General features: G+C 43.3%; 20 protein-coding genes. 11 read left to right on the top strand and 9 right to left on the bottom strand.

From position 1 onward, the window contains the following. Together F6K52_RS08395 and F6K52_RS08400 are read left to right on the top strand one after the other, a co-directional pair. The coding region (locus tag F6K52_RS08395) for a cytochrome P450 (RefSeq protein WP_293076317.1) at positions 1-1,040 on the top strand (1,040 nt) is incomplete at its 5' end. Between the two features lie 320 nt (positions 1,041-1,360). Further along, positions 1,361-3,118, top strand: a complete 1,758-nt coding sequence (locus tag F6K52_RS08400; RefSeq protein WP_293076319.1) for a peroxidase family protein — start codon at positions 1,361-1,363, stop codon at positions 3,116-3,118. A gap of 119 nt (positions 3,119-3,237) precedes the next feature. On the opposite strand, the gene F6K52_RS08405 is transcribed toward F6K52_RS08400, so the two are convergent. Both F6K52_RS08405 and F6K52_RS08410 read right to left on the bottom strand, forming a co-directional pair. Next, positions 3,238-3,936 (bottom strand): YdcF family protein, encoded by a 699-nt coding sequence (locus F6K52_RS08405; protein WP_293076321.1) that lies wholly within the window; start codon positions 3,934-3,936, stop codon positions 3,238-3,240. Between the two features lie 20 nt (positions 3,937-3,956). Next, positions 3,957-4,430 carry an EVE domain-containing protein gene (locus F6K52_RS08410; protein ID WP_293076323.1) on the bottom strand — a complete coding sequence of 158 codons (474 nt, stop codon included), beginning with the start codon at positions 4,428-4,430 and terminating at the stop codon, positions 3,957-3,959. A 291-nt stretch (positions 4,431-4,721) separates the two neighbouring features. On the opposite strand from F6K52_RS08410, the gene F6K52_RS08415 reads away from it, so the two are divergent. The 5 genes from F6K52_RS08415 to F6K52_RS08435 all read left to right on the top strand — a co-directional run bounded on the left by F6K52_RS08415 (position 4,722) and on the right by F6K52_RS08435 (position 9,275). Then, positions 4,722-5,342 (top strand): heme-binding protein, encoded by a 621-nt coding sequence (locus tag F6K52_RS08415; RefSeq protein ID WP_293076324.1) that lies wholly within the window; start codon positions 4,722-4,724, stop codon positions 5,340-5,342. Between the two features lie 184 nt (positions 5,343-5,526). Continuing rightward, entirely contained in the window at positions 5,527-5,664 is a 138-nt protein-coding gene (locus F6K52_RS08420) for a hypothetical protein (protein WP_293076326.1), read from the top strand. A 120-nt stretch (positions 5,665-5,784) separates the two neighbouring features. Beyond that, positions 5,785-7,095, top strand: a complete 1,311-nt coding sequence (locus F6K52_RS08425) for a pyridoxal-dependent decarboxylase (RefSeq protein WP_293076365.1) — start codon at positions 5,785-5,787, stop codon at positions 7,093-7,095. After that, the gene (locus F6K52_RS08430) at positions 7,073-8,206 is read left to right on the top strand and encodes an alpha/beta fold hydrolase (protein ID WP_293076328.1); all 1,134 of its coding nucleotides are present in this window, start codon (positions 7,073-7,075) and stop codon (positions 8,204-8,206) included. The genes F6K52_RS08425 and F6K52_RS08430 overlap by 23 nt, the downstream gene beginning before the upstream one ends. 838 nt (positions 8,207-9,044) lie before the next feature. Further along, positions 9,045-9,275, top strand: coding sequence for a hypothetical protein (locus tag F6K52_RS08435; protein WP_293076330.1), 231 nt, complete (start codon positions 9,045-9,047; stop codon positions 9,273-9,275). Between the two features lie 246 nt (positions 9,276-9,521). Here F6K52_RS08435 and F6K52_RS08440 read toward each other — a convergent pair whose 3' ends face one another. From F6K52_RS08440 to F6K52_RS08450, 3 genes are all read right to left on the bottom strand, one after another. After that, a complete protein-coding gene (locus tag F6K52_RS08440; protein ID WP_293076332.1) occupies positions 9,522-10,727 on the bottom strand; it encodes a Coenzyme F420 hydrogenase/dehydrogenase, beta subunit C-terminal domain in 1,206 nt (401 codons plus the stop codon). Positions 10,728-11,043: 316 nt separating this feature from the next. After that, positions 11,044-11,862 carry a Uma2 family endonuclease gene (locus F6K52_RS08445; RefSeq protein WP_293076334.1) on the bottom strand — a complete coding sequence of 273 codons (819 nt, stop codon included), beginning with the start codon at positions 11,860-11,862 and terminating at the stop codon, positions 11,044-11,046. An 867-nt stretch (positions 11,863-12,729) separates the two neighbouring features. After that, positions 12,730-13,689, bottom strand: coding sequence for a DUF362 domain-containing protein (locus F6K52_RS08450; protein WP_293076336.1), 960 nt, complete (start codon positions 13,687-13,689; stop codon positions 12,730-12,732). A gap of 865 nt (positions 13,690-14,554) precedes the next feature. Here F6K52_RS08450 and F6K52_RS08455 point away from each other — a divergent pair. Continuing rightward, positions 14,555-14,893: an NfeD family protein gene (locus F6K52_RS08455; RefSeq protein ID WP_293076339.1), complete on the top strand. Its 339-nt coding sequence runs from the start codon at positions 14,555-14,557 to the stop codon at positions 14,891-14,893. Positions 14,894-15,318: 425 nt separating this feature from the next. Here F6K52_RS08455 and F6K52_RS08460 read toward each other — a convergent pair whose 3' ends face one another. Together F6K52_RS08460 and F6K52_RS08465 are read right to left on the bottom strand one after the other, a co-directional pair. Further along, on the bottom strand, positions 15,319-15,960 hold the full coding sequence (locus tag F6K52_RS08460) for a DUF6391 domain-containing protein (RefSeq protein ID WP_293076341.1): 642 nt from the start codon (positions 15,958-15,960) through the stop codon (positions 15,319-15,321). A 181-nt stretch (positions 15,961-16,141) separates the two neighbouring features. Continuing rightward, positions 16,142-18,370: a pentapeptide repeat-containing protein gene (locus F6K52_RS08465; protein WP_293076343.1), complete on the bottom strand. Its 2,229-nt coding sequence runs from the start codon at positions 18,368-18,370 to the stop codon at positions 16,142-16,144. 172 nt (positions 18,371-18,542) lie between these two features. Between F6K52_RS08465 and F6K52_RS08470 the strand changes: the two genes are divergently transcribed. Together F6K52_RS08470 and ispG are read left to right on the top strand one after the other, a co-directional pair. Continuing rightward, entirely contained in the window at positions 18,543-18,746 is a 204-nt protein-coding gene (locus tag F6K52_RS08470) for a hypothetical protein (protein ID WP_293076345.1), read from the top strand. 102 nt (positions 18,747-18,848) lie between these two features. Further along, positions 18,849-20,066 carry a (E)-4-hydroxy-3-methylbut-2-enyl-diphosphate synthase gene (gene ispG, locus F6K52_RS08475; RefSeq protein WP_293076347.1) on the top strand — a complete coding sequence of 406 codons (1,218 nt, stop codon included), beginning with the start codon at positions 18,849-18,851 and terminating at the stop codon, positions 20,064-20,066. A 146-nt stretch (positions 20,067-20,212) separates the two neighbouring features. Here ispG and F6K52_RS08480 read toward each other — a convergent pair whose 3' ends face one another. Then, positions 20,213-20,947 carry a Uma2 family endonuclease gene (locus tag F6K52_RS08480; RefSeq protein ID WP_293076349.1) on the bottom strand — a complete coding sequence of 245 codons (735 nt, stop codon included), beginning with the start codon at positions 20,945-20,947 and terminating at the stop codon, positions 20,213-20,215. Between the two features lie 82 nt (positions 20,948-21,029). After that, entirely contained in the window at positions 21,030-21,164 is a 135-nt protein-coding gene (locus F6K52_RS08485) for a hypothetical protein (RefSeq protein WP_293076351.1), read from the bottom strand. 162 nt (positions 21,165-21,326) lie between these two features. On the opposite strand from F6K52_RS08485, the gene carB reads away from it, so the two are divergent. Further along, complete coding sequence (carB, locus tag F6K52_RS08490) at positions 21,327-24,569, top strand: carbamoyl-phosphate synthase large subunit (RefSeq protein ID WP_293076353.1); 3,243 nt, start codon at positions 21,327-21,329, stop codon at positions 24,567-24,569. Positions 24,570-24,726 lie beyond the last annotated feature (157 nt).

Consider the following 24,726-nt stretch of genomic DNA (forward strand, 5'->3'; position numbering starts at 1 on the left):
TCCGAACTCTCAAGAAGGATGGTATGTCTTTCCTTGCCCCCAACGCCCTCACTATCAGCCATGATCAGCAGTGGCAGCGCCTGAGACCTTATAACGAGGGAGTGCTTGGCACAGGTTGCCAGCACCAGTACCAACAGGCTTTCCTAGAACAGGTACATCGTGCTTTTTCAAAGCCAGTATCCAACATTGAGGATATCCGGAAATGTATGGGTCAAGCAATGCTTGGCATTGTGTTTGGGGAAAATGTTGCTCCTGAGCGGTTGATCAAGGATATACAGGTGTTATTCTCAATGGTCGGAAATCCGATTAAGCGGATTCTATTGGGAAGGTTTGAAACCAAGCGTTTAGAAAAATTTTATCAAACTCTTGAACAGCTTTGGGAAGGCAGCGAAGCCTCTGAAAAGCCCTCCCTGTTGTCTATGGCTCATGGCATAAAGCCCTACACTACCCAAGAGGAACTCCTGCAACAAATCCCCCACTGGATGTTTACCTTTACTGGTTCAGGAACTGACTTGCTGGCGAGAACCCTGACTATGATTACCTCTAGACCAGAGGTGCTCGAACGCGTGCGACAGGAAATCAAGGAAGCGGGTTCGGTGGAGCAAGCCTCAACCATTGCTAAACTCAGCTATTTAGAAGCTTGTTTGTTGGAAACTGGTCGTTTGTTCCCTCCAGTGACCAGAACCTTTCACATTACAACAGCTGGCGACAGGTATAATAACACCCGTATTCCGCCAGACATGGAAATTCTGCACTTTTTCCCGATTATGCAACGGGAACGGTCACTAGACCCATCCACCGATTCGTTTGTACCTCAACGGTGGCTAGATCTTAGCGATCAAGACAATTCGACTTACTCCAATTTGTTTCTGAGAGGGTCTCGTACTTGTCCCGGAAGGGATTTGATCCTGTTTGTGTGTAAGAGTGCGATCGCAATTCTCCTAGACCAGCAGCAGCTCACATCCAAAACCAATGTACTCTCCCGAGACCCTCTACCAGCGTACTTCCAAGAACAGGATATCCAATTTGTTAACCCTTGACGGTTGACTGTGGAATTTCTTGACAGTGAACTTATCTGCAAAGAGTACCCAAGATGGGTACTGTCAATCCCAGACAATTATACAACACTAGATTTATTAGTCAATCCTCTTTAATTTATAAATTAATGAGTTATGATAAACATAAAAAAACTAAGAAATAGAAAGAGCTAGACAACGGTGAATTAAGCATTAATTAAGATCAGGCTCAGTCCTATTCACCTAAGCTTAGTAGTAAGCAGTAAGCTCTGACCGTAATTCCTGACACTCCCTAACCTAAAACACTAAATACCTCGGTAATAAAAACTAAAGGAATTAGCAAAATGGCAAAGAAACCTTGGCATAAGTTTCCTACTCCTCTAGCCCTGTTCAAATTAAATAAATTCCGCGAGAATATGCGGGAAGAAAACCTGCACGATACCTCCCAATTACCCACAAAAGGGGAGCCCCCTGAACCGACTCCTAGTCCTGATGGTCGCCATCTTAAAATTCGCACAGCGGATGGTTCATTTAATGACCCCAATGATCCCAAAATGGGGATGGCTGGCACCCGCTTTGGACGCAATGTAGCCCTGAAACACGCTTACCCCGACGAAAAGAATTTACTCAATCCCAACCCCCGTACGATCAGTCGGAAGTTATTGACGCGGGATGAATTTGTCCCAGCTTCGACCTTAAACCTAACAGCTGCAGCTTGGATTCAATTCCAGACTCACGATTGGTTTTCTCATACCTTTAATGATTCCGAAGAGAAAATCGAGATTCCTCTGGAACAGGATGACCCCTGGCCCAAAGAGCATCGACCTCTGGAAATCGAAAAAACTCCAAAAGACCCTACTCGTTCTGAAGACGATACCAAAAATCCCCCAACCTTTATCAACCAAGAAACTCACTGGTGGGATGCTTCCCAAATCTATGGCAGTAATCAGGAAACTATTGATAAGGTGCGTAGCCATGTCGATGGTAAGATGATCATTGGTGATGACGGTTTGTTACCTGTCAACCCAGAGAAAGGAGTCGATATTGTGGGCTTTGACGATAACTGGTGGATAGGACTAAGCATGTTGCATATCCTGTTCGTCAAAGAGCACAACACTATCTGTGATCATCTCAAAAAACAATACCCTGACTGGACAGATGATGACCTGTTCGACCACGCTCGACTGATTAATGCTGCCTTGCTGGCTAAAATTCATACTGTGGAATGGACTCCGGGCATCCTGGGACATCCCGCCTTGCAAGTTGCCATGAGATGGAATTGGTGGGGTATGTTGGGTGATGAATTCAAAAATCGTTTTGGGCGTGTTGGGGACAATGAAGTAATCAGCGGCATTATCGGCTCATCTACTGACCACCACAGTGCTCCCTACTACCTCACCGAAGAATTCGTTTCTGTGTATCGGATGCATCCCCTCATCCCCGATGAATTCCAGTTTTACTCGGTTAAAGACGGTAAAGAGGTGCTGACGAAAGACTTTTTTGAAGTGTCCGGCAAGCGCTCACGTGCCATTCTGGAACAGGTAGATATAGCTGATTTATTCTACTCCTTTGGAATCAGCCACCCTGGTGCTGTCACCCTTTACAATTATCCAAAGAAATTGCAGCAACTAGTGAGGGACAACGGTGAAGTATTTGACTTAGCTGCTGTAGATATCCTCCGAGATCGGGAGCGAGGAGTTCCCCGCTACAACCAGTTCCGGGAACTAATTGGTCGCGATCGAGCCAAATCCTTCGAGGAAATCACTGATAAGCCAGAATGGGCGAAAGAATTGCGGGAGGTTTACAACAATGATATCGATAGTGTAGACCTAATGATAGGTATGTTTGCCGAGAATCCTCCTAAGGGATTTGGTTTCAGCGATACCGCTTTTCGGATATTCATCCTGATGGCATCCCGACGACTGAAAAGCGATCGCTTCTTTACCAAGGATTACACTGCCGAAATCTATACTCAATTTGGTCTGGACTGGATTGAAAAGAACACTTTCATTAGTATTGTGCTCAGACATTACCCCAGCTTGGCTGCTAGTCTTAAAGGTGTTGAAAATGGCTTTGCTCCCTGGAAGCGCATAGTCAAATAATGGCTCAGTTGAACCTTTGGGTTAATTGACACTCCCCGCTCGCTCAGAGACGGGGATTCTTGCTTTTGGTTTGCACCCCTGACAGTAGAGATCAAATCGCCCTAGGTGCGCTCTTACCATTAAGAATTAAATTCGCCACGGGTCGCACCTGATGAAATTCCCCCCTGACGCTCACACTTGAAACCCGACTCACGCCAAGCCTTCATGTCTACATCCGTCAGCTGGATTAGATCAGAGCATCGGGGTTGAATTACTTGAGACAGCAGCGCCCAAACTAAGCTGCGAGCAATGTCTAGCCCAGTTTTGAGAGGGGATTCAGCATTACCAGGAATACCTTTCTCTTCCACCAACTCTGTGTCTACCCAAATCCCATGAGCTCCCAGAAGAATTTGCCCCATCCACTGAGCCCGTGGTAGATGGGTCCCAGAGGTTATTAACTTAACCCTACGAACACCCCAGCGCCGGAAAATTGGGATACTAAAGAAAAAGTTACCAAAGGTAGAATTGGCGCAGTTTTCTAACCAAACCTGTTCCGAAGATGCCATCTCCCGCTGAAAAATTAGCCAAATGCAGGGGTCTGGGGATCCATGAGAAATCAGAATTCGCTTGTCTGGGTACTGTTTGGCTAATTCAGCAACATGCATTTCTCGACGAATACTCCCCCCTAGGACAAAGAAAGTATCCACAGGTGCTGATGCGGCTGCGTTCAATCTCAGAGTGTTCATTAGCAGCCAGCCAGACAAGAACAGTGCTAGGGTTAATAACCCCCAAAGTCGTAGACGTCGTCGCAATTTTACTGCTCGTGACAACTTGCTCATGCATTCATCTGGCTGAAATATTACCTTTGACTTGGGTTTGTAGCTTTAGTGATACCTATAATTTTATGAGCTACTGCCTGAGAAACTGGCATCACCGAGAGTCGATTTCCACGTCTGGTCACCCATAGCTCTTGGTCACTAAACTGCTGTTTAAGGGTTGAAAGCTCTAGAAAATGGGGAAAAACCTCGACAAATTGCACTACCACAGTATGCCAGCGAGGAGATTCAACACTTGATTTGGGGTCGTAGTAACGGCTAGTTTGGTCAAATTGAGTCGGGTCAACTACTTCACTTTTAACAATTTCCATTAAGCCCACAATTCCAGGGGGTTTGGTGTTGGAATGGTAAAAAAAAGCTAAGTCTCCCTCCTTCATTTCACGCAGAAAGTTTCGAGCTTGGTAATTACGAACCCCATCCCAAATTGTTTTCCCTTCTTTTTCCAGATCAGTGATGCTATAGACTTGTGGCTCCGACTTCATTAACCAGTAATTCATTAGTTATAGTGTAAGCATTAAGCATTTAAATAATGCGCGTAGCGCATTATCTAAATGCTTAAATAAAAAAAGACATCCTAAGTTTACATCTTAAATACAAACCCTATGTGAAACTAATATTGATCGTAAGCATTCGTTACGTCACAGCGTCGTTCGCCCCGCGTGGCCAAACGCGCCCCGCGTGGCCTTTTGGCCTTGGCCAAAGCCTGTGCCACAAAGCAGATAGCTGTGGGCGTAGCGTGCGCGTAGCGCATATGCTTACTTTTCACTGTTAGTTAATTTATCGCCCTGATGAAGCTATCCAAATTTCTCTTGCCTGTAGGCTTACTGGCAATTGTCTTACTAGGATGGAGAGTGTTCAGTGCTGCCTCTGCTCCTCTACCAGAAGGGTTTCCACCTCCTACCCCAGCTGGCAAAATCGAAATCAAACACTACCCTGCCTATCGCGCTGCCACAGTACCCTACTCTGGGGAGCTGTCTGAGGCAGGTAATCGTGCTTTTAGCACCCTGTACCGCCATATTAGCTCTAACGATATTTCCATGACTGCTCCGGTAGAAACTCGTTATCCGATCAGTACCCTGGAAACTACCCAGGGAGATTTCTTTGCTCAGGTTGGTGAGGCTTATGTATCATTTCTATATAACCGTCGTAATATCACTCCTGAGCAGATTGAAGGGAATATTAAGGTAGAAGACATACCACCGATGACCGTAGTCAGCCTTGGCATGAAAGGTACCTATAGTTATGTCAGCTACCAACAAAGTATTGAGCAGTTGAAGGAATGGTTAGCCCAACACTCCGAGTATACCGTCGCTGGTACACCCCGTCGCTTTTTCTATGATTCTCCCTTTGTCCCGGAACCCCTAAAGCGCAGTGAAGTTCAAGTTCCTATTCGACCAGTAAATGACTAGAGCCTGTGTGAAAAGTAAATGTCCGAAATTGTTTGGGAGCGATCCCTACGGTGAAGAAGCCAGTGGGGCAGCACTCTCGCTCCGTTAGTTCCAGTTGACTTTTAGGGAATAATCAAGAATAATTATCCATTGGATGATTACAGAGAAACTGTATTACTTAAGCTCTGGGTGAGGAGGTTTAAAAATGACGGATGAAAAACCCGACTTTAATATTGATAATGGCTTCGATTATCCTCTTGCCGGAAGTAAACGTGAACCCAAAAATTCTGGGAAAATAATTGAAGAAAAAATTGATTTTAATCCCAATTTTAATTGGGATTAAAATCAATGGAACATAGCAATAGATAAAATAGGAAAACTTGTAAAAGATTGTTCCTTAAATTGGGAGAGTTATTCTCCAATACCAACAGAAAATTCAAGCACCATTTATCAAGAGCTTGCTATTCCCTTTCCCGAGACAGCACTGCCAGTAAAAGATATCGAAGACAAACTCCAAAAACTAATCGCTTACAGCGGTTATAACGGGCATCCTCGCTTTTTAGCCTATATTACTTCCTCACCCGATCCGGTAGGAGTTCTTGCCACTTTTTTGGCGGCTGCACTCAATCAAAATACCAACTTGTGGCGTATTGCTCCTGCTGCCACAGTTATTGAACTTCAAACAATTGAGTGGTTTAAAACCATTTTTAAATTCCCCCAACAGACAGAAGGAGTATATTCCAGTGGGGGGCAATTTGCCAACATGATCGCACTGTCGGCTGCTCGACAATACTTTTGTCAGGACGTTCGAGAAAAAGGAATCAGCCAACTTGGGGCTAAATTGCGATTTTACGTGAGCGACCAAGCACACTACTGTCACAGGCAAGCTTTGGAATTGCTAGGATTGGGAACAAAAGCTTTGCGAATTATTCCCAGCGATGATAATTATCGCATCAACCTAGATCTGCTAACTACAGCAATCAAGCAAGACCGAGAAACAGGTGCAATTCCCGCCGTTGTTATCGGTACGACCGGAACAGTAGGATGTGGTGCAATCGACCCGATTTCTGAACTAGCAAAAATTGCCAAACAGGAAAAATTATGGTTTCATATTGACGGTTCTTATGGTGCGTTAGGGATACTTGCAGAGAAGGCACCTTCAGAATTACATCACATCAATCTTGGCGACTCTTTAGTCTTTGATCCTCATAAATGGTTGTACAGCCCTATTGATACAGCCGTTACACTGGTCAATCATCAAGGATTACTTTCTCAAACCTTTGGCAATCAAGTTACCTATTTGGAGCCATCTTTAAGTAATCAAGATAGTTTTGATTTTGTCAATTTAACTCCGGAAAATTCTCGTCCATTTAGAGCAATTAGAGTTTGGCTTCCGTTAATTGCCAGGGGAATAAATGCTTTTAAGGAATCGATTGAAAATGATTTTATGTTGGCCAAATATATGGCCAGTTTAATTGACCAACATCCCTCTTTAGAGCTGATGACTCCGACAGTGACGTCTATTGTGTGCTGGCGGTACTTGCCAACTCATCAACTCACGCTAGAGAGAGAAAACCTTTTGCATAGAAGAATTATAGAGGAAATGGCGCAGCGCGGTATCGCCTGCATTTCTCAAGCTTTGCTACACTCAAATATTATTTGTCTGAGAGCTTGCTTTGTTAATTTCCGAACTACATCTGATATCGTCCAAGAAGTTGTTAACAAAAGTGCTGAAATAGGCCAACAAATTTATGAGCATGAATTTATCAACTAAAGAATTACAACGCAGTAAATTTTGCCAAGTGGCTACCCCTGAAAACCCGCTTTGGCTTGCCAACGGTGAGAAACTGGATTTCGTCACCCTAGCCTATAAAACTTATGGAAAGTTAAACAAAGAGCGTAACAATACCATTTTGATTTTCCACGTACTCACAAGCAGTCAGAATTTGAGTGGTTATGACGATTACGATCCTACAGGACATAATCTATGGAATCATGAATGTCAGGAAGGTTGGTGGAATGATTTTGTTGGGAATAATTGTGCTTTTGATACAGATGATTATTTCATTATTTGTGCTAACTATTTAGGAGGTTGCTACGGTTCCACCGGACCTCTATCTATTAACCCAGACACCAATCACCCCTACCTCGATAAGTTTCCTTTCATCGCCCATACTGATGTTGTAGACAGCCAAGTTCGGTTGCTAGACTATCTTAATATAAACGAGGTTTATGCCGTTGTTGGAGCCTCCCTTGGAGGGATGCTGGCACACGATTTTGCTGTGCGATATTCCCAAAGAGTTAAAAAAGTTATTTCTCTTAGCGCTTCAATTAAAACAAATGAATCACAAATCGTCAATAATTTGGAGCAGATTCTTACCCTCAAATCTCACCTGAGTATCAATAATAGTGATGAATACGCCAAGCGGGGATTAATGTTGGCAATACTGATCGCTCTCAAACACTATTGTCCACTTCGATATCTAGCTAAAACTATCAAAAACAAAAGTGACATATGTCCCGATTTTTTATATCCTCAAGAAAATTTTAAATATCCTATCGAATCGTTTTTATTTTACAACAGTCAGCAATTCACAAAACGCTTTTGTCCCCATAGCTATTTGAGAATTATATCACTATTTCAAGGAGTAGAAATAGAAAAAGAAGCCTTTGAGAGATGTCAAACACAGGAATGGTTGGTTTTTTCTGTGAATTCAGATACTTGTTTTTTTCCTGAAGACCAATTGATGTTAAGAGATATTCTTAATAAGTATCATATTTCAAACAAATTTGTTACTATTTCGTCCGAGATCGGACATGATTCATTTTTAAAAGAATCCTTACTGTATCACGACTATATCAAAGATTTTTTAGAGGAGATTTGAACAGGCTACATCTGCGAGTATTTTGTTGTGAAGAAACAGCCACAGTGCTATAGCAGTGTGCGGGGCGTCTATTTACAGAATTAAAGAACGCGCTCACTAGTAAAAGCCAAAAGAGGTGACCCAGATGAGGATTTTGTTACCGCTATGAAACGACCGCTAGATCCATAAATGCCGCAAGCACTAACTACTTGGCTAAAAGTCTGGCAAGAAAAGTGATCAGGTGATCAGATTAGGTCATGGGGAGATAGGGAGATCAGCTACAGAACAGGAAAGAATAACAGACTATGATATCCCTCCTTTTTTCCTCAGGACTATTTCATGGTGATAAGCACGCCTTAATTCACATTCTGCACATCAAATTGTAACACGCTTATAATTCAAAAAATCATAAACTGGGTTTCTCATAAATAACTTGCTTAGAACCGTTAATCTAGGTAAAAAAAACGGTTTATTATAGGCTAATTATTGGCAATCGATACATACACCATTGGTCAAGTCCGGAATCTAGCTTTCAGGCTAAAGCTTTGGGCTAAAGGAACTAAGTCTACCGAAGTGAACTCAAGTTTTTTATAGACTACGGCTACTAAAAATGCTCCAAAATATCAGGTAAACCTACTTCATAAATTTTGGGAGTTTCCGCTTAGGATAGCTCATTTGGTAGAATTTAATGCTTAATTTTATCATAAAAAGTACGAAATAGACAAAAAATTACGATTAGCAGATTTTGTATAAAAATAACTAAATATTTAAGTTTTACAAGCTCTAGCTATTGAATTAACCGAAGATTGTAGAATAGAAGGAAAACGTACTATTTCAGATTCAGAGGTGAGGTAAAGTTATGCCCCGTGGTGGTTATCGAGACAATAGTGGTCGGAAGCCGAAGTGGAATCTGGGTCAAACGAAAGCAGTAAGGATTCCAGTAGTGATCGCAGATACAATTCTAGAAGTGGCTAAACGATTGGATGAGGGGGAGAGTATAGAGTCGGTGATTATGCCTAAATCAGAAACGACTCAACTCTCTCAAGGGGTTGGAGAAATAGGGACATCAAAAGCAGACTCAAAAGACTAATTCATGGGGTCTTAATTCAGAATTCAGATACCTATAATTTCTCTCGACAATAGCTGAGTTGGAAGGCACGCGATCAGCTTTGCTGCGCCAAAGGCGATCGGCGTTTCGGCTTTGCCGACGCTACGCGAACGCGAAGCGTGGCCAAAGGCCTCAGCCGCGCCAAAGGCGATTAGCCCGAAGGGCGTTGGCTAGCGATCGCATAAGCGCGGAAGCTTACCCTACCGAACCGCACCAATCCCTCAGTTTTTAGTCTGGCAACTTGTACTGTTCTACAATCCGCTTGGCATACTCTGGCACATGTGCCTCTAACTTTTCTGGATGATTGCGCTTTATATATAAATAGTTGCGGGTGAAGTGGGAGTCAATGGAAAAACGAGCATACTCCAATCCTTTCGGACCTATTTTTTCAATCACCACTCCCATCATTTTTGCTGCCCACATCGGTAACGTAACTCCCTTGTCATAGGCAGGAATACTCTGTTGCACTGCCTGTTTGCGATCGCCTTTTGACATGACTGGTTGAGTTTCCAACTGGTCTTGGACCACATCCAACAATTCTTGCCCAATGTCATTACGAACCAGAATCCACTGCCAACCAAAGGGGGCTCCCATGTAACCTACCACTAAATCTGCTAGGGAGTTGACATAGTCAAAACAACTCATGCAAGAGGAGGCAAACACATCTTTGAGTTGATTAGTCTTTAAGCCAAAGAACGGTACTTTCTCAATCGAGCCATCCTCATGTTTAAAGTGAATCCGGAAATCCTGCATAAACTCGTAATGTACCACTGTTTCTGGTGAACGGCTGGTGGTTTCTAGAAATTTTTGCAACCCCTCACGGTTGACATTATCGACACAGGGCGTACCTAAAACATAGAGTTTTTCTAAACCGAGTTCGTTTTGCACTGATCGCAATGCTTGGATTTGGCAGCCAACACCAATTACTAATAATCGCTTCATCCCTGATTGTTCTATTTGCTCTAACACAGAGAGGTTAGGAGACAAGGTAGGCTTATTGACCCGTGCTGCTAACACCTCCTCTGGGGTACGAGCAATGATCGGCATTGGCTGAAAGCGGTCTTCTTCAGTGTTTTGGACACAGACTACACCTTCAACTTTACCCTGCTTGAGCATTTCCATAGCAATGGTACTGACAATTCCTGTCCACTGCGCCCCTTCTATGGGGTTAATCTTCTTAGCCGTGATCATCTTCTGGTTAACACCAAAGTACCAATCATCTGGATGATCTAGATTGCGACTACGCCCATGGGCTTTTGTTTCCAAGTCAGCTATTTGCTGGTTTAAGAATGCACAAGCTTCCTTGACATAATGGATATAGTATGTATCACAAAGCCCGCACTCGCTACACAGTTCCTTGGCAGGGCGTCGGCTACTTGGTTTTAAGGCTCTCGCTTTTTTATGTTTGGCAGGTTGAGGTGTCACTGAAGTCATTTTCTTAACTAATGGTCTATTGTCTCACGATGCTGAGCATTCAGCCGTCAGCTAATGCGCTACCTCAAGCGCGTCGTTCGCACAGCGTGGCCAAACGCGCCCCGCGTGGCCTTTTGGCCAAGGCCAAAGCCTGTGCCACGCACACTACTTGAGGTGCTATCAGCTATCAGCTTTTATTTGGATCTTGGTTATCAATTCCAACACAATAGACATCAGTGTAAATGTGTTGCCGTAGCAGCTAAATACTTAGCATCCCATAGCTTGATTACCAAAACTCCACTAACCAAGGGGACAGAAAATCAGACAAACCCTCCTTTTAGTTACCAAATTCTGCCACCTGAGATTCAGACAGACCGGTTAAATTTGCCACCTGCTCCACTGTCATACCTTGTTCTAACAAGTTCTGCGCCACCTGCTGCAACTGAGACTCCGCTTGTTCAGCCCTTTGTTGTTGTTGCTCGGCTCTTTGTTGTTGTTGATCAGCTCTTTGTCGTTCTTGCTCGGCTTTTTCCTCAGAAGTGGGCAGTAACTCCCCATCCAAATTTGCCCAGCGTAACCAAGTTGCCTCGATACCGTGATAATCACCATGCCAACGCACCAAGCTCAAACCTAATGCCTGAGATACCAGTTGGTTTTGCTCATTAGGTTCTATCGGTTGGTAAACTCTATTTTGGAGATGAAATCCAGCCCAATCATCTGGATTGAAAGGATCAAACCAGAAATACTCTGGCACACGCATCTGATTTTGATAAATCTGCTTTTTCTCGTTTTTGTCACGCTCAGCAGTGCTTGCCGACAACAGTTCGATAATCACGTCAGGAGCCTTTTCCTCCTCCCAAATCACCCAGCTTCGACGCTCTCCCTTGGGTACATCTAGAGCAACAAAGAAATCTGGTCCTTTATAGTCCTTATTTTTGAGTTGGGCAACGCTGTAGTAAACAAACATATTGCCACCGACATAGCCATCCGACCTATTGTCTAGCCAAGGCGATAGGGTATAAATGAGCAGATCCATTTGGGCTTTGTGCCGTGCGGTTTCCATTGGTATATCATCGTCACAGGGAAGGTCGGCCTGAGTGGGTGGCGCTGCCACTGCCATTGACTCTATAGTTTTAGAGAGTGCAAGCTCTGACATGGCTGTCCAAAGGTGTTAGTTTACCAAGTTTTGACACTTCTATGTTAATGGGTACTGCTTCAAAGCAAATGGGATCATATTGAGCTCGAAAGTACTAATGTATTCACAATTAAAGGTGAGGTAGCCAGAGTCCTCACCAATTTAGATAAACGAGAGACAGTCATTATTGTAACCAAAGCGGAAATCCCCCACTGGATCTTCCCAAGTCGCCATAACGTCCGAGGGTGACTGCTGATTGTTGAACGCGCACGCGTGCGCGTAGCGCATTAGCTGAGTGCTCAAAGTATACATGGCTACGCGAACGCAACTTCCTCAAACCTAAAGGCATCTGGCTGTTTGACTTTTTCAATTTCATCTTCGGTCTCTTAAAAGTAACGAATAACTCTATCACTGTTTGCTGGACTTGACCAATAGTGGAGCTATAGAGTAATTAATTATACAAAGTCGGACTATGCCTTCTGGTATTCACCAATCCCCAGCAAGCGTGATTAGTGATTAGTGATTAGTAATTAGTGATTAGTGCTTTGTGGCTAGTAACAAGTTTTCTGGTATTTACCAATACCCAGCAAGCGTGATTAGTGATTAGTGATTAGTGATTAGTGATTAGTGCTTTGTGGCCAGTCACAAGTTTTCTGGTATTCACCAATACCCAGCAAGCGTAATTAGTGATTAATGATTAGTAATTAGTGATTAGTGCTTTGTGGCCAGTCACAAGTTTTCTGGTATTCACCAATGACTGATTACTAATCAATAAAAAACCGCCGCTAGCAATAGGGCGGGATGGTTAAGCAATCGGAGGGTAACTCTAGGTTACTTGATTAATCTAGGATTCTGTTGTAGCAAATTTTACCAAATATCCCTGACTGTCTAGCTTTTACCATAAGCATTAATTGGTTCTTTGATAAGCCGGATATATAAATGCTTAAAGGTAGACTTAATTACTCGAGGCATACCAAAATCAATCGGTTTCATAGTATCAGGTAGTTTCCAATCCCTGACTTGGATTTCTAGAGGTCGATGGTAAGGAAAGTCAATCTCTGCTAAGTCTGGCAACAATCCCAGCCGTTTTTGAGCTGCCAGGGTAGGAACCAGGGCTGGTTCAACATTTAGAATTTCCACTATTGAGCGGTCGAGAGCAAAGACATCCTCCGATGCTCCTAAGATCCCTAAATGTCTGGGTTCACCACCAATCGGACCATTCCCTTCCTGACCAATAATGCCATCAATAATAGTCAACTGCGGATTAATCGCCCGTGCTGTTTCCACCAACATTTCCCCAAAGCGAGTCTCATCCTTACCTGCTTCCATATGCCACCAGGCTTTCATTTTTCCCGGAACACAGCCGAATAAATTTTTCACCCCCATGGTCAGGGTCAACTGCATGTGGGATTTTACCTTCGGTAGGTTAATCACCACATCCGCATTCATGGCCTCTTTAGACAAACGCAGATGATTAAAGGTGTCGCTAGCAGTTTCATAACCCTTACCGTGGAATTCAACAATAGGGATATCAAGTTCTGCCATCATTGGCAGATAGCCGTTTGCCTTAGCCACACCCCTAGCACTCCCAAAGGCTGGGCTATCTCCGAAAAAGGGTTTACCCCCAGCTTCTTTGACTAGTTGAGCGACGCAGTAAACAATTTCAGGGCGAGTGATACATTCTTTCCCAGGACGACCAGCAGTAAGTAAATTAGGTTTAAGCAGAACCGAATTACCTTTCTTAACAAAAGCACTCATCCCTCCCAAAGGTTCTAGTAGCCTTTCCAAGGAACCTCGTAAGAGTTGTCTATTATAGGAATCAGCATTAATTAAACTAACAGTTTGCATAATTTAATAGTTTTGATGTCAGGGAAAAATGATCAATTGTGTATTGTTATACCAATTTCCTATCAAAGATGTAAACTTATAGTAGACTTGGGGATTGGAAATTTTTCAGCTTGTTTCCCGGTGCCAACAGATAAGTTACATTTTTCAATAAAATCTGGTATTATTCCAGGAGGAAGTTACCTATCGTAGCAATTGTCTGTTGTAGTATGAAAATCTTTTACTCTAGGGTGGCAGATTCCTAGCTACACACGTAGAATAAGAATACATAGTGCATCTACTTATTCTTCAATGTATCTACAACTTGTCAGTTGCGTCTGCGGTCTTGTATCTAGGTTGAGCCTTAAATAATCACTCTAGGTCATGTTTAGGTTGAAAGCGTTATTCAATCGTTTCAGGGTGTATCAGTGAACGCATTTGTCCTACTCCAGGGTGTTAAGGACTGTACCTGGATACAGTAGTGCACTTACCAAACTTTTAAAGGATGTGGATTTTAACAAAATGTTTCTAATTCTCTAACTTCCCTAATCCTGAAGTGTTTACTCTCCTGAGGAAGAATGGTTCCTTGTGTCATTCGTTCGATGCCAGGAAGTGTATCTAATCTGTAACCAATAAACGTTTCCGTTGCCGAATTTAAGGCTAGTTTTCAGGAAGATCGGAATTTTCTGTTGAAGCTAAAAATACCTATATTACTGGAGAATACCGATGCTCTGTTGACTGAAACCCTATCTATGGCACGGGTTAATCGCCACTTAAGGCAAAAAAAATTTTACATTCAGCCTACGTTGCCAGATTTTCCCTGGTTAAAACGTTTTGTACCAAGCAGGCTGAACAGAATAACATAATCAGTCAAACGAGGTGAACACACATGATTAATGTACAGGCTCCCGATTCCATCCTATTTTCACAACCAGGCGTAGGCAAGGTAGAACGTACCATTACCCCGACCAAGCCTGGGCGAGTCAAATTTAAAGCCACATACTGGCCCGCCCGGTTATGTGATCATGATTCTCAAGTTACCCTTGTGCCTGATGACCAAGTGACCGTGGTGGGCCGACACGGGATTACGTTGCTGGTGGTTCCTGCAGGCTATATTTCCCCTGGCAATTTACCAGAGGATGAAGCGGGGGTTCAAGAAGCTAGTGAATCCCAGAGTTTGGGATTCACTCAAAAACTGAGCTCAGTCTTTTCAAAACTGTGGGGCTAGAGTTTAACTAAGCGTAAGCGTATGCGCTACCTCCCAGCGTCAAAGCCTGTGCCACGCACGGGTGCGCGTTCAGCTATTAGCAGTCAGCTGACGCGCTACTGGAAAAGCTTCCCTTTTCCGAACCAGTTAATGTTATCGCAGCCAGGATAAATAAACAAAGTTCAGACGTTATATGTAAGATATATAACGTCTGAATTTGGAATTTTTTTTCGTGGTCAAGCTTGCATATAAAGCTTGCATCTCATGTTATTTCCGGATAATTACCATGAATCAAAATCTCCCTCGGTGCGCTTTCCGTAGGCGAATTAAATTCGCCACGGGTCGCACCGCTCCCCATCTCCATTTGTAGTCTTAATTTTAATAATTGGTATAAGTGGGTCGGTTATCTTGCACTCATCTAACCAAGGACAAATCACAATTCAAGATTAGTCAAGCCATCGCACCTGGACAAAATGGGCTGGACGTCCCCAGATATCAGATGTTTCCTTAATGTCTACAATCGCGAGGTTAAAAGGAATGGCAGTAGTTAAGTACCGTTGCGCTAAGTTACCCAAATCAGGTGTTAGTTGAGTAGCAGCCACCCCTGCAAAGCCAAGACCCAACAGTTGTTCAATCGGTCCTCGCGGTAGTAACAGATGAACTGCCAACCCTAGTCCAGCACCTAAAAACACTGCTACTGAGAGATTCGTGCCGCACCGGGGGTGGATAGCCATATCCCATTCTCCCCGAGTCAGTCGCTCTAGGGCAGTTGGTACTGCTCGTCTCAAGTCAACCAAATTTACCTGACCATAGAGATAAAATCCTTGGTCAGTTGATAGTCCTCCTATAGCATTATTATCTGATCGAGGAGTGCTTAGGGTTGCACCAGCACCACTAGCACCATAGCGCTGACTTAGAACCCAGACAGTAGCGTGTTCTAGAGCATGAACCTGACGCACCATGAGAATCTCTTTTAACCCTGGAACGAAATTCAGCTGCCTCAGCAAATCCGTATCCTGCGTTGGTTGAGGGGCTGTAAAATCAAAGTCCCAAAACTTACTGGTGTTTAGCGATGCAGAATTAGTCATGGCAGCACAAAAGCAAAAGCAGGTTCATTAATATCAGACACTTTAACTGTAGCATTGTGTCCGATTGAATACTTTTCATTCCTAAACATTCAGCTAAATGTTTAGGAATGAAAGCTTAATGGTTACAAAACGTTATGATTCTTAGTTGTTCGTCAATTAACCATTAAAAATTAAATAAAAATTAACCATTAACAATAAATATAGCTCCTCGCTGTTCTAGCTCAGGTTTAATTTTATCAGGCAAAACTGCGTTGTACCAAAATTTAGCACCTTGGACATTGGCTTTCTGAAGATTACTACCAAATAGGTTAGTATCCATCAAATTTGTCTGACTCAAGTCAGCATTAGTCAGATCGACGTGACGCAGTTGAGCATAACTGAGTTCACTACCACTGAGGTCTCCATAACTCAACTGAGCATGACTTAATTGAGCATAGCTAAGGTTAGTTTTCCTTAAGCTAGCATAATTGAGAGAAGCACCACGCAGGTGAGCCTGAGTGAGGTTAGCACCATCTAAGTTTACGTGATTGAGATTGCTATGGTTTAGCTTGGCTTGACACAGGTTGGCTTGACACAGGTTAGCGTTGTTGAGGTTAGCTTGCTTCAAGTTGGCACCCCTGAGGTTGGCATGATTGAGCTTAGTATGGCGTAAGTCAGCTCGATTAAGGTTAGCACCACTAAGGTTGACCCCACTGAGTTTGGCATTTTGCAAACTAGCACCACTAAGGTTGGCATCGCTCAAATCAGCATTTTGTAAGTCAGCATGAATCAGATTACTCTCCTTCAAACTGGCATTGCTTAGATTTGCTTGCTGTAAATTAGTACGACGTAAATCAGCACCGCCTAGGTTAGTACTACTCAAATCAGCACTATTCAAGTCAGCTGTTATTAACTTGACACCACTAAGATTAGCACCACTTAAGTTAGCGCCACTGAGTTTGGCAAGGCTTAAGTCAGCCTGACTTAAATTGGCACCACTAAGATTAGCACCACGCAGGTCAGCAGCCCTTAATTTCGTATTACGTAAATCGGCACCACTAAGATTAGTACCACGCAGGTCAGACCCTTTTAATTGGGGAAAAACTCGATAGCTATCCGAAGAAATAACCCTCGGATTATCTGGCTGTTCATCTTCTATTTTAATGAGATTATATTGAATATTTTGAGTGTAAATCGCTATAACAATATTGAAAACTTCCAAAAAATTTATAAACCACTTACACTCTTGTTCTGGAGAGTTTTCGTAATAGCGAATTATTTTAGCAATACAAACGTCTAAATGAGCTTTTACGTACTTACAAATTAAAACAATTTTGAGCAATATACTAACCAGAGTTAGCGGGTCTTCTTGAGTTGTTAGTAAAATAAATAGAGGAGATGGTTTCTGACTATCTTCAGTCGTAAAAAGCTCAACTAATCTTCTGGAGGTGCGCAGAATTAAGTCCAGGGTTATAGTTGATTGGTTATAGTCAATGTAGAGTTGATCGATTTTTTGAGAAATTTTGGTATTTACTATGGCTAAGGATTTATGATTATGTACGTAAGTTAATAAATATTTTTTCAGACTTTGTTTAAAGTCTTTATAATTTAGATTTTTAATTTGCTTAACAAAAATACGGGCTTGGTAATTGTAATTAGACCATAGCTGTTTAGATTCAATTTTTTTAATAATATCAATAACTTCGTTTCCTATATTTGTCGGATTATATGTGTCTTCAGGTTTTAAGACAGGGGAATTATAGTGAACTGTATACCTAGCTAAATCAAATGTAAATTTTTCTGTTAATTGCTTGGCTATATCTATAGCAATTTTTCGCTGTTCTATGGGATTTTTATGATCAAGATATTGAGGAACTAATAAATAAGACGCATAGCGAGAACTCCAATAACCTCTTTTGGCATTTGAATTGATTTCATTAAAAAGCTTTAGTTGATTATATTCATCACTATCAAGAAAAATCACTAGCCAATTTATCTGACGGTTAACTAGTTGAGAAAAGCTATTTTTTGTTTTAGTTTTACTATTGTCAAGACTCTTGATTAATTTGGTTATATAGTTAAAGTTTCGTTGAGAATACCAATTATTTATTACTATATAGCATGAACGCTTAAATGTATTAGCAAATACTTGATAATCGTTGTGTAAAATTATTTCTAATAATGCCTTATTTACCTCTAAATTTGCCGTTAGTTCACAAGAGATAAACAATTGCTTAAAATCTAGAAAAACGGTTTCTGGATAATTTTCCTTTACCTCCTTCAAAAAAAACTGATAGATGACTTCTTGATAACGCTGAATTATTTCCTGTTTCGGTAGTTCAGCTTCAGTAATATCCTCCTTATTAATATCATCCTGCTTAGGGGTATTATTGGGGTGATTATTGTTGTTCGTTGAGATGCTCTCTACCATAGAGACAAATTCCTTTAATATATATATTATATAGAGATTTGAATTTGAACAGCAAGTTTAGACAAACCAGCGACTCCTGAAAAAGGTAAAATTGAGAGCAATGACTTTAGCCAATGAGTAATGTAATTTGCCCCGGTGGTCATTAGTAGCTATAACCATCTCTGAGAGTACTGTGGAAGTTAATGTAAATTGTGCCCAAGACTGCATCAACGGTTGTCTCTTAGGTGACAAATGCCCCAATCAACAATACCTGGCTGAGGCATCCCAGTTCATTAACGATACTTCATTGGACAAAATGTTGGAGTTGGCAGAAGAAGCACGACTCAAGAAACTATCTCAACCTCCCAAATGGGTGATTCCCGACTTTCCTGAGTAGAAAACTCTCACCCGTCAGCCAAAAGCGCCTGATTCTATGGGAACCTAAGAGAATAAATACGAAAACCTACTATTCTCGCTACGCCAAAGTAATTAACAGGTTATGCAAACTTTAAGCACACCTCAAAGGGCTGCTACACTACCAGCTTTCGATACTAGTATCCACCGCCGTCAAACCCGCCCTGTCAGAGTGGCTAATGTCACTATTGGCGGGGGATACCCGGTGGTGGTGCAATCGATGATTAATGAAGATACCTTAGATATCGATGGTTCCGTTGCTGCTATTCGCCGCTTGCACGAGATTGGTTGCGAGATTGTCCGTGTCACTGTGCCGAGTATGGCACATGCTAAGGCTCTAGCCCAAATCAAAGAGAAACTAGCAGCGACCTATCAAGCGGTGCCTCTAGTAGCTGATGTCCATCACAATGGCATGAAAATTGCTCTGGAAGTTGCCAAGCATGTGGATAAGGTGCGGATTAATCCAGGATTGTATGTCTTTGAAAAGCCCAAAGCCAATCGCAGTGAATACACTGAAGCTGAATTTGAGGAAATTGGGGAAAAAATTCGGGAAACCCTAGAACCCCTAGTCATTTCCCTCCGTGACCAAGGGAAAGCTATGCGCATCGGAGTCAATCACGGTTCCCTAGCGGAACGGATGCTGTTTACCTATGGTGATACCCCAGAAGGGATGGTGGAATCTGCTCTGGAATTTATTCGTATCTGTGAATCTCTAGATTTCCGCAATTTGGTGATCTCCCTCAAGGCATCACGGGTACCTGTGATGCTAGCCGCCTATCGCTTAATGGTAAGGCGGATGAATCAGTTGGGGATGGATTACCCTTTGCATTTAGGTGTTACTGAAGCCGGGGATGGGGAATATGGACGGATTAAGTCTACGGCAGGTATTGCTACTCTGCTAGCTGAGGGGATTGGTGATACGATTCGTGTCTCTCTTACGGAAGCCCCAGAAAAAGAGATTCCTGTTTGCTACAGTATTCTGCAAGCTCTGGGATTGCGGAAAACAATGGTGGAGTATGTGGCTTGTCCGTCCTGTGGTCGTACTTTATTTAATTTAGAGGAAGTGCTGCATAAGGTGCGCGAAGCTACTAAACACCTCGCTGGCTTAGATATTGCTGTGATGGGGTGTATTGTTAATGGTCCTGGGGAAATGGCTGATGCTGACTATGGTTATGTAGGTAAGCAAGCTGGCTATATTTCTCTGTATCGCGGTAAGGAGGAAATTAAAAAGGTACCTGAAGATCAAGGAGTAGAGGAATTGATTAATTTGATTAAAGCTGATGGTCGCTGGGTAGATCCTTGATAATTGTTGAATAGAAACTATAAAAAACTATACTTATCACTTGCGAAAAACAGACGAGCAAGGACCTAAAATTTATGGGCGCAAGCCTTGCGCCCTTACAATTTATTTCTGTTACACTGACCGATGCCCTAGAGCAATGGCGAGAATCAAGCATCTGAATCATCACCTAACTCTTTGAGTCTAGCTAGCAATTCCTCTACCCGCTTTTCTGCTAGTTCTCTTTGTTGCCGTTCAGCTTGAACTTGTTGTTGAGCAGCTTGAGCTCTCTCGTCTGGTGTTGGGACCAATTGCTGATCTTCACTGAAAAACCGTAGCTGGGAATTATGCACACCTAAAAATAATTCCAACTGCTGACTCCACAGCCACCCCTGAGTATTAGGGTCGAGGGGTTGATACTGGCCTCCCATCAGGCGAAATCCCTGGAAATCGAGGGTATCGGGGTGAAACCAGAAATATTCTGGTGTTCTGAAAGTATCTTGGTAGAGGATTTTCTTTAATCCCTTGTCAACTTTAGCGGTACTGTTAGAGAGCAGTTCAATTATCACATTGGGATATTTTCCTTGTTCTGCCCATAATACCCAACTTTTGCGGGGTCGATTTTCCGTACCAAGAACCACAAAAAAGTCGGGTCCTCTAAAGTCTCTGGTGGTAATATGCTCAGGACTGAAATAGATAGTGAGATTCCCTGTAGCATAGAAGTCGCTTCGTTCTCGCCACCACCACTTCAGGCAAGCGAGTAACAGCTCAATTTGATCTCGATGGCGATCGCTTTCCAAGGGTGGTTCATCACTCCATAAATCACATGGTGGAATGATAATACTTTCTGACTCAGCCATTACATTGACTTCCGCAGTGGCTTCTGAATTCTTGGCAACGGTCATAATAGCACTCACAGGCAAAATCGCTACCTCTAGTTTGACAGCTTTAATCGAAATGGTTAACTTACAGCGGTTTGCAATTCAATTAGGTACTTTCGTTCTGGGTTTTTAGGGAGCAGGGAGCAGGGAGCAGGGAGCAGGGAGCAGGTAAGAGGGAAGAGGGAAAACTTTTTCTGTGTACCTGATAGTTATGCAAACCGCCGTAACCGTTGACTGTCAACGCTCAACGGTCAACGGTAAACAAATCAGGTTTGTTGGGTAAAAGCTGGATAAAAAGCTCGATAATTTCTAAAAGCTGGATAAATAACTAGGGAATAATTTGGCAAGCAAGCATATAATAGTCAGGATCTAATAACGTTCATCTCACCACAGAGCAACCACTATGCCCCGCCGCGACGATATTCACAAAATCTTGCTCCTCGGTTCTGGTCCGATTGTGATTGGACAAGCCTGTGAATTTGACTATTCCGGGACTCAGGCTTGTAAAGCACTCCGGGAAGAAGGCTATGAAGTGGTACTGGTAAACTCCAATCCAGCTAGTATCATGACTGACCCGGAAACGGCTGACCGTACCTACATTGAGCCCCTAACCCCAGAAATCGTCGAGAAGGTGATCGAAAAAGAACAACCATGTGCTTTACTGCCAACCATGGGGGGTCAGACGGCTCTGAATATTGCGGTTGACCTAGCTAAGAATGGGGTTTTGGACAAGCATGGAGTGGAGCTAATTGGGGCAAAGCTAGAGGCGATAGAAAAGGCTGAAGACCGCCAGTTGTTCAAGGAAGCAATGGAAAGGATTGGGGTAGGGGTCTGTCCTTCGGGCATTGCGAATAATCTCAAGGAGGCTAAAGCGATCGCACAAGAAATCGGCTCTTACCCGCTGATTATTCGCCCGGCTTTTACCCTGGGGGGTAGTGGTGGTGGCATTGCCTATAACAAAGAAGAATACGAAACAATGGCTCAGGGGGGTTTGGATGCTTCGCCAGTGTCTCAAATCCTGGTGGAACAATCTTTGTTGGGCTGGAAGGAGTATGAGTTAGAGGTGATGCGAGATTTGGCAGATAATGTAGTGATTATCTGCTCCATTGAAAATCTTGACCCGATGGGGATTCATACTGGCGACTCGATTACTGTTGCTCCTGCTCAAACCCTGACGGATAAGGAATACCAACGGTTGCGGGATTACTCGATTAAAATTATTCGGGAGATTGGGGTTGAAACCGGAGGGTCAAATATTCAGTTTGCTGTGAATCCCATCAATGGCCAGGTCATTATCATTGAGATGAATCCTCGGGTTTCTCGCAGTTCTGCCCTAGCCTCGAAAGCAACAGGGTTCCCGATTGCTAAGTTTGCGGCTAAATTAGCTGTGGGATATACCCTCGATGAAATTCCCAACGATATTACTAAACAAACTCCTGCTTCCTTTGAACCAACTATTGACTATGTGGTAACTAAGGTACCCCGGTTTGCTTTTGAGAAGTTTCCCGGTAGTCAAGCAATCCTTACGACTCAGATGAAGTCAGTGGGAGAAGCCATGGCGATTGGACGGACGTTTCTCGAATCGTTTCAGAAAGCGTTGCGCTCCCTGGAAACTGGACGGTTTGGGTGGGGATGCGATCGCAAAGAGAAGCTGCCATCTCTCGAACAAGTGCGCTATGGTTTACGAACCCCGAATCCAGAACGTATCTTTACGGTGGGTCATGGTTTGATGCTAGGGATGACCCTAGAAGAAGTACAGGAACTCACAGGAATTGACCCCTGGTTTTTGGATAAATTGGCGGAATTGCTGGAAACGTCAAAATTCCTCAAACGTACCCCATTGGAAACCTTGAACAAAGAGCAGTTATGGGCAGTCAAACGTCAGGGATTTAGCGATCACCAAATTGCTTTTGCTACCAAGACCTCGGAAGATGAAGTGCGTGAATACCGTAAGCATCTAGGAGTAGTACCAGCCTATAAGCTAGTAGATACCTGTGCCGCAGAGTTTGAGGCATTTACACCTTATTATTACTCTACTTATGAAGAAGAGTCGGAAGTGATACCTTCGGATCGGCGGAAGGTGATGATTTTAGGTGGGGGACCAAACCGGATTGGTCAAGGGATTGAGTTTGACTATTGCTGTTGTCATGCATCTTATGCTCTGAGTAAGCAGGGATTTGAGACAATCATGGTCAACTCCAACCCAGAGACAGTTTCTACAGATTATGATACAAGCGATCGCTTATATTTTGAGCCCCTGACCAAAGAGGATGTACTCAATATTATTGAGGCGGAAAATCCGGAAGGGATTATTGTTCAATTTGGGGGACAGACACCGCTTAAGTTAGCAGTGCCGTTGCAAGAAGCCTTGAAGGTTAGCAACCAACAACTGGTAACCCAAATTTGGGGAACCTCTCCCGACTCAATCGACGTAGCTGAGGATCGGGAGCGGTTTGAGAAGATTTTGCGGAAGTTAGATATTAAGCAGCCACCCAATGGAATTGCTCGCAGTTATGGGGAAGCACTAGAAGTGGCGAAACGGATTAGTTATCCAGTGGTGGTGCGTCCGTCATATGTGTTGGGGGGACGGGCTATGGAAATTGTCTATTCCGATGAGGATTTGAAACGCTACATGAAGTTTGCGGTGCAGGTGGAACCAGAGCATCCCATTCTGATTGATAAGTTTTTGGAGAATGCAGTAGAGGTAGATGTGGATGCGATCGCAGATCATACTGGTCAGGTAGTGATTGGCGGCATCATGGAACACATCGAACAGGCGGGGATTCACTCCGGAGACTCTGCTTGTTCTTTACCCCACACCTCTCTAACACCTGTTGCTTTGGAAACTATTCGCACTTGGACCTACCAGCTGGCAAAAGCCCTGAAGGTGGTGGGGTTGATGAATATTCAATTTGCGGTGCAAGGGGAAACTGTTTACATACTCGAAGCCAATCCCAGAGCATCCCGAACAGTTCCCTATGTCTCCAAGGCAACAGGGGTACCCCTGGCCGGGTTAGCATCTCGGATTATGTCCCGTGAGACCTTGGAATCCCTTGGGTTGACTGAAGAAGCTAGCCCTAAGCACATTGCAGTCAAAGAAGCAGTATTGCCCTTTGAGAAATTTCCTGGTACAGACACCCTCCTCGGACCAGAAATGCGTTCTACTGGGGAAGTAATGGGGATTGATACAGATTTTGGCAAGGCATTTGCCAAAGCAGAATTAGCAGCTGGTCAGCGTTTACCCCTGTCTGGCACAGTATTCGTTTCCACCAATAACCGAGACAAGCAAAATGTAGTACCAGTGGCGAAAGACTTAATCGAGTTGGGATTCGAGCTAGTGGCAACCGATGGCACTCGCAAGGTACTGCAAGAGCATGGACTGGATGTGGAGTTGGTATTAAAACTCCATGAAGGACGTCCCCATGTTTTGGATTGGATTAAGAATCAAAAGATTCAGCTAATTATTAATACCCCTTCTGGAGAAGATGCCTATGCCGATGGGCTGTTAATTCGTCGAACAGCATTAGGCTATAAGATTCCGATTGTAACTACAATTGCTAGTGCTAAAGCAACAGCAGCCGCAATTCGTTCACTACAGTCGCAACCACTGGGAGTAAAAGCTCTACAGGACTATATTACGAATTAGGTTTTGCGTAAGCTATCAGCTATCAGCTATCAGCTATCAGCTTAGTTTTTGCGTAAGCTATCAGCTTAAGCGCTACGCGAACAGCTATCAGCTATCAGCATATGCTTACGGTTTTTTTATCAGAGGAGGTAGTGGTAAACAATTCGTGATTTTAGCT

The sequence above is a fragment of the Moorena sp. SIO3H5 genome, assembly GCF_010692395.1.
Taxonomy (GTDB): Bacteria; Cyanobacteriota; Cyanobacteriia; order Cyanobacteriales; family Coleofasciculaceae; genus Moorena.

Coding starts and splice junctions, on each gene's coding strand:
- F6K52_RS08440 (WP_293076332.1), bottom strand. CDS start 10,727: ATGACTTCAGTGACACCTCAACCTGCCAAACATAAAAAAGCGAGAGCC.
- F6K52_RS08420 (WP_293076326.1), top strand. CDS start 5,527: ATGACGGATGAAAAACCCGACTTTAATATTGATAATGGCTTCGATTAT.
- F6K52_RS08445 (WP_293076334.1), bottom strand. CDS start 11,862: ATGTCAGAGCTTGCACTCTCTAAAACTATAGAGTCAATGGCAGTGGCA.
- F6K52_RS08430 (WP_293076328.1), top strand. CDS start 7,073: ATGAGCATGAATTTATCAACTAAAGAATTACAACGCAGTAAATTTTGC.
- F6K52_RS08480 (WP_293076349.1), bottom strand. CDS start 20,947: ATGACCGTTGCCAAGAATTCAGAAGCCACTGCGGAAGTCAATGTAATG.
- F6K52_RS08410 (WP_293076323.1), bottom strand. CDS start 4,430: ATGAATTACTGGTTAATGAAGTCGGAGCCACAAGTCTATAGCATCACT.
- F6K52_RS08460 (WP_293076341.1), bottom strand. CDS start 15,960: ATGACTAATTCTGCATCGCTAAACACCAGTAAGTTTTGGGACTTTGAT.
- ispG (WP_293076347.1), top strand. CDS start 18,849: ATGCAAACTTTAAGCACACCTCAAAGGGCTGCTACACTACCAGCTTTC.
- F6K52_RS08455 (WP_293076339.1), top strand. CDS start 14,555: ATGATTAATGTACAGGCTCCCGATTCCATCCTATTTTCACAACCAGGC.
- F6K52_RS08400 (WP_293076319.1), top strand. CDS start 1,361: ATGGCAAAGAAACCTTGGCATAAGTTTCCTACTCCTCTAGCCCTGTTC.
- F6K52_RS08450 (WP_293076336.1), bottom strand. CDS start 13,689: ATGCAAACTGTTAGTTTAATTAATGCTGATTCCTATAATAGACAACTC.
- F6K52_RS08415 (WP_293076324.1), top strand. CDS start 4,722: ATGAAGCTATCCAAATTTCTCTTGCCTGTAGGCTTACTGGCAATTGTC.
- F6K52_RS08435 (WP_293076330.1), top strand. CDS start 9,045: ATGCCCCGTGGTGGTTATCGAGACAATAGTGGTCGGAAGCCGAAGTGG.
- carB (WP_293076353.1), top strand. CDS start 21,327: ATGCCCCGCCGCGACGATATTCACAAAATCTTGCTCCTCGGTTCTGGT.
- F6K52_RS08465 (WP_293076343.1), bottom strand. CDS start 18,370: ATGGTAGAGAGCATCTCAACGAACAACAATAATCACCCCAATAATACC.
- F6K52_RS08405 (WP_293076321.1), bottom strand. CDS start 3,936: ATGAGCAAGTTGTCACGAGCAGTAAAATTGCGACGACGTCTACGACTT.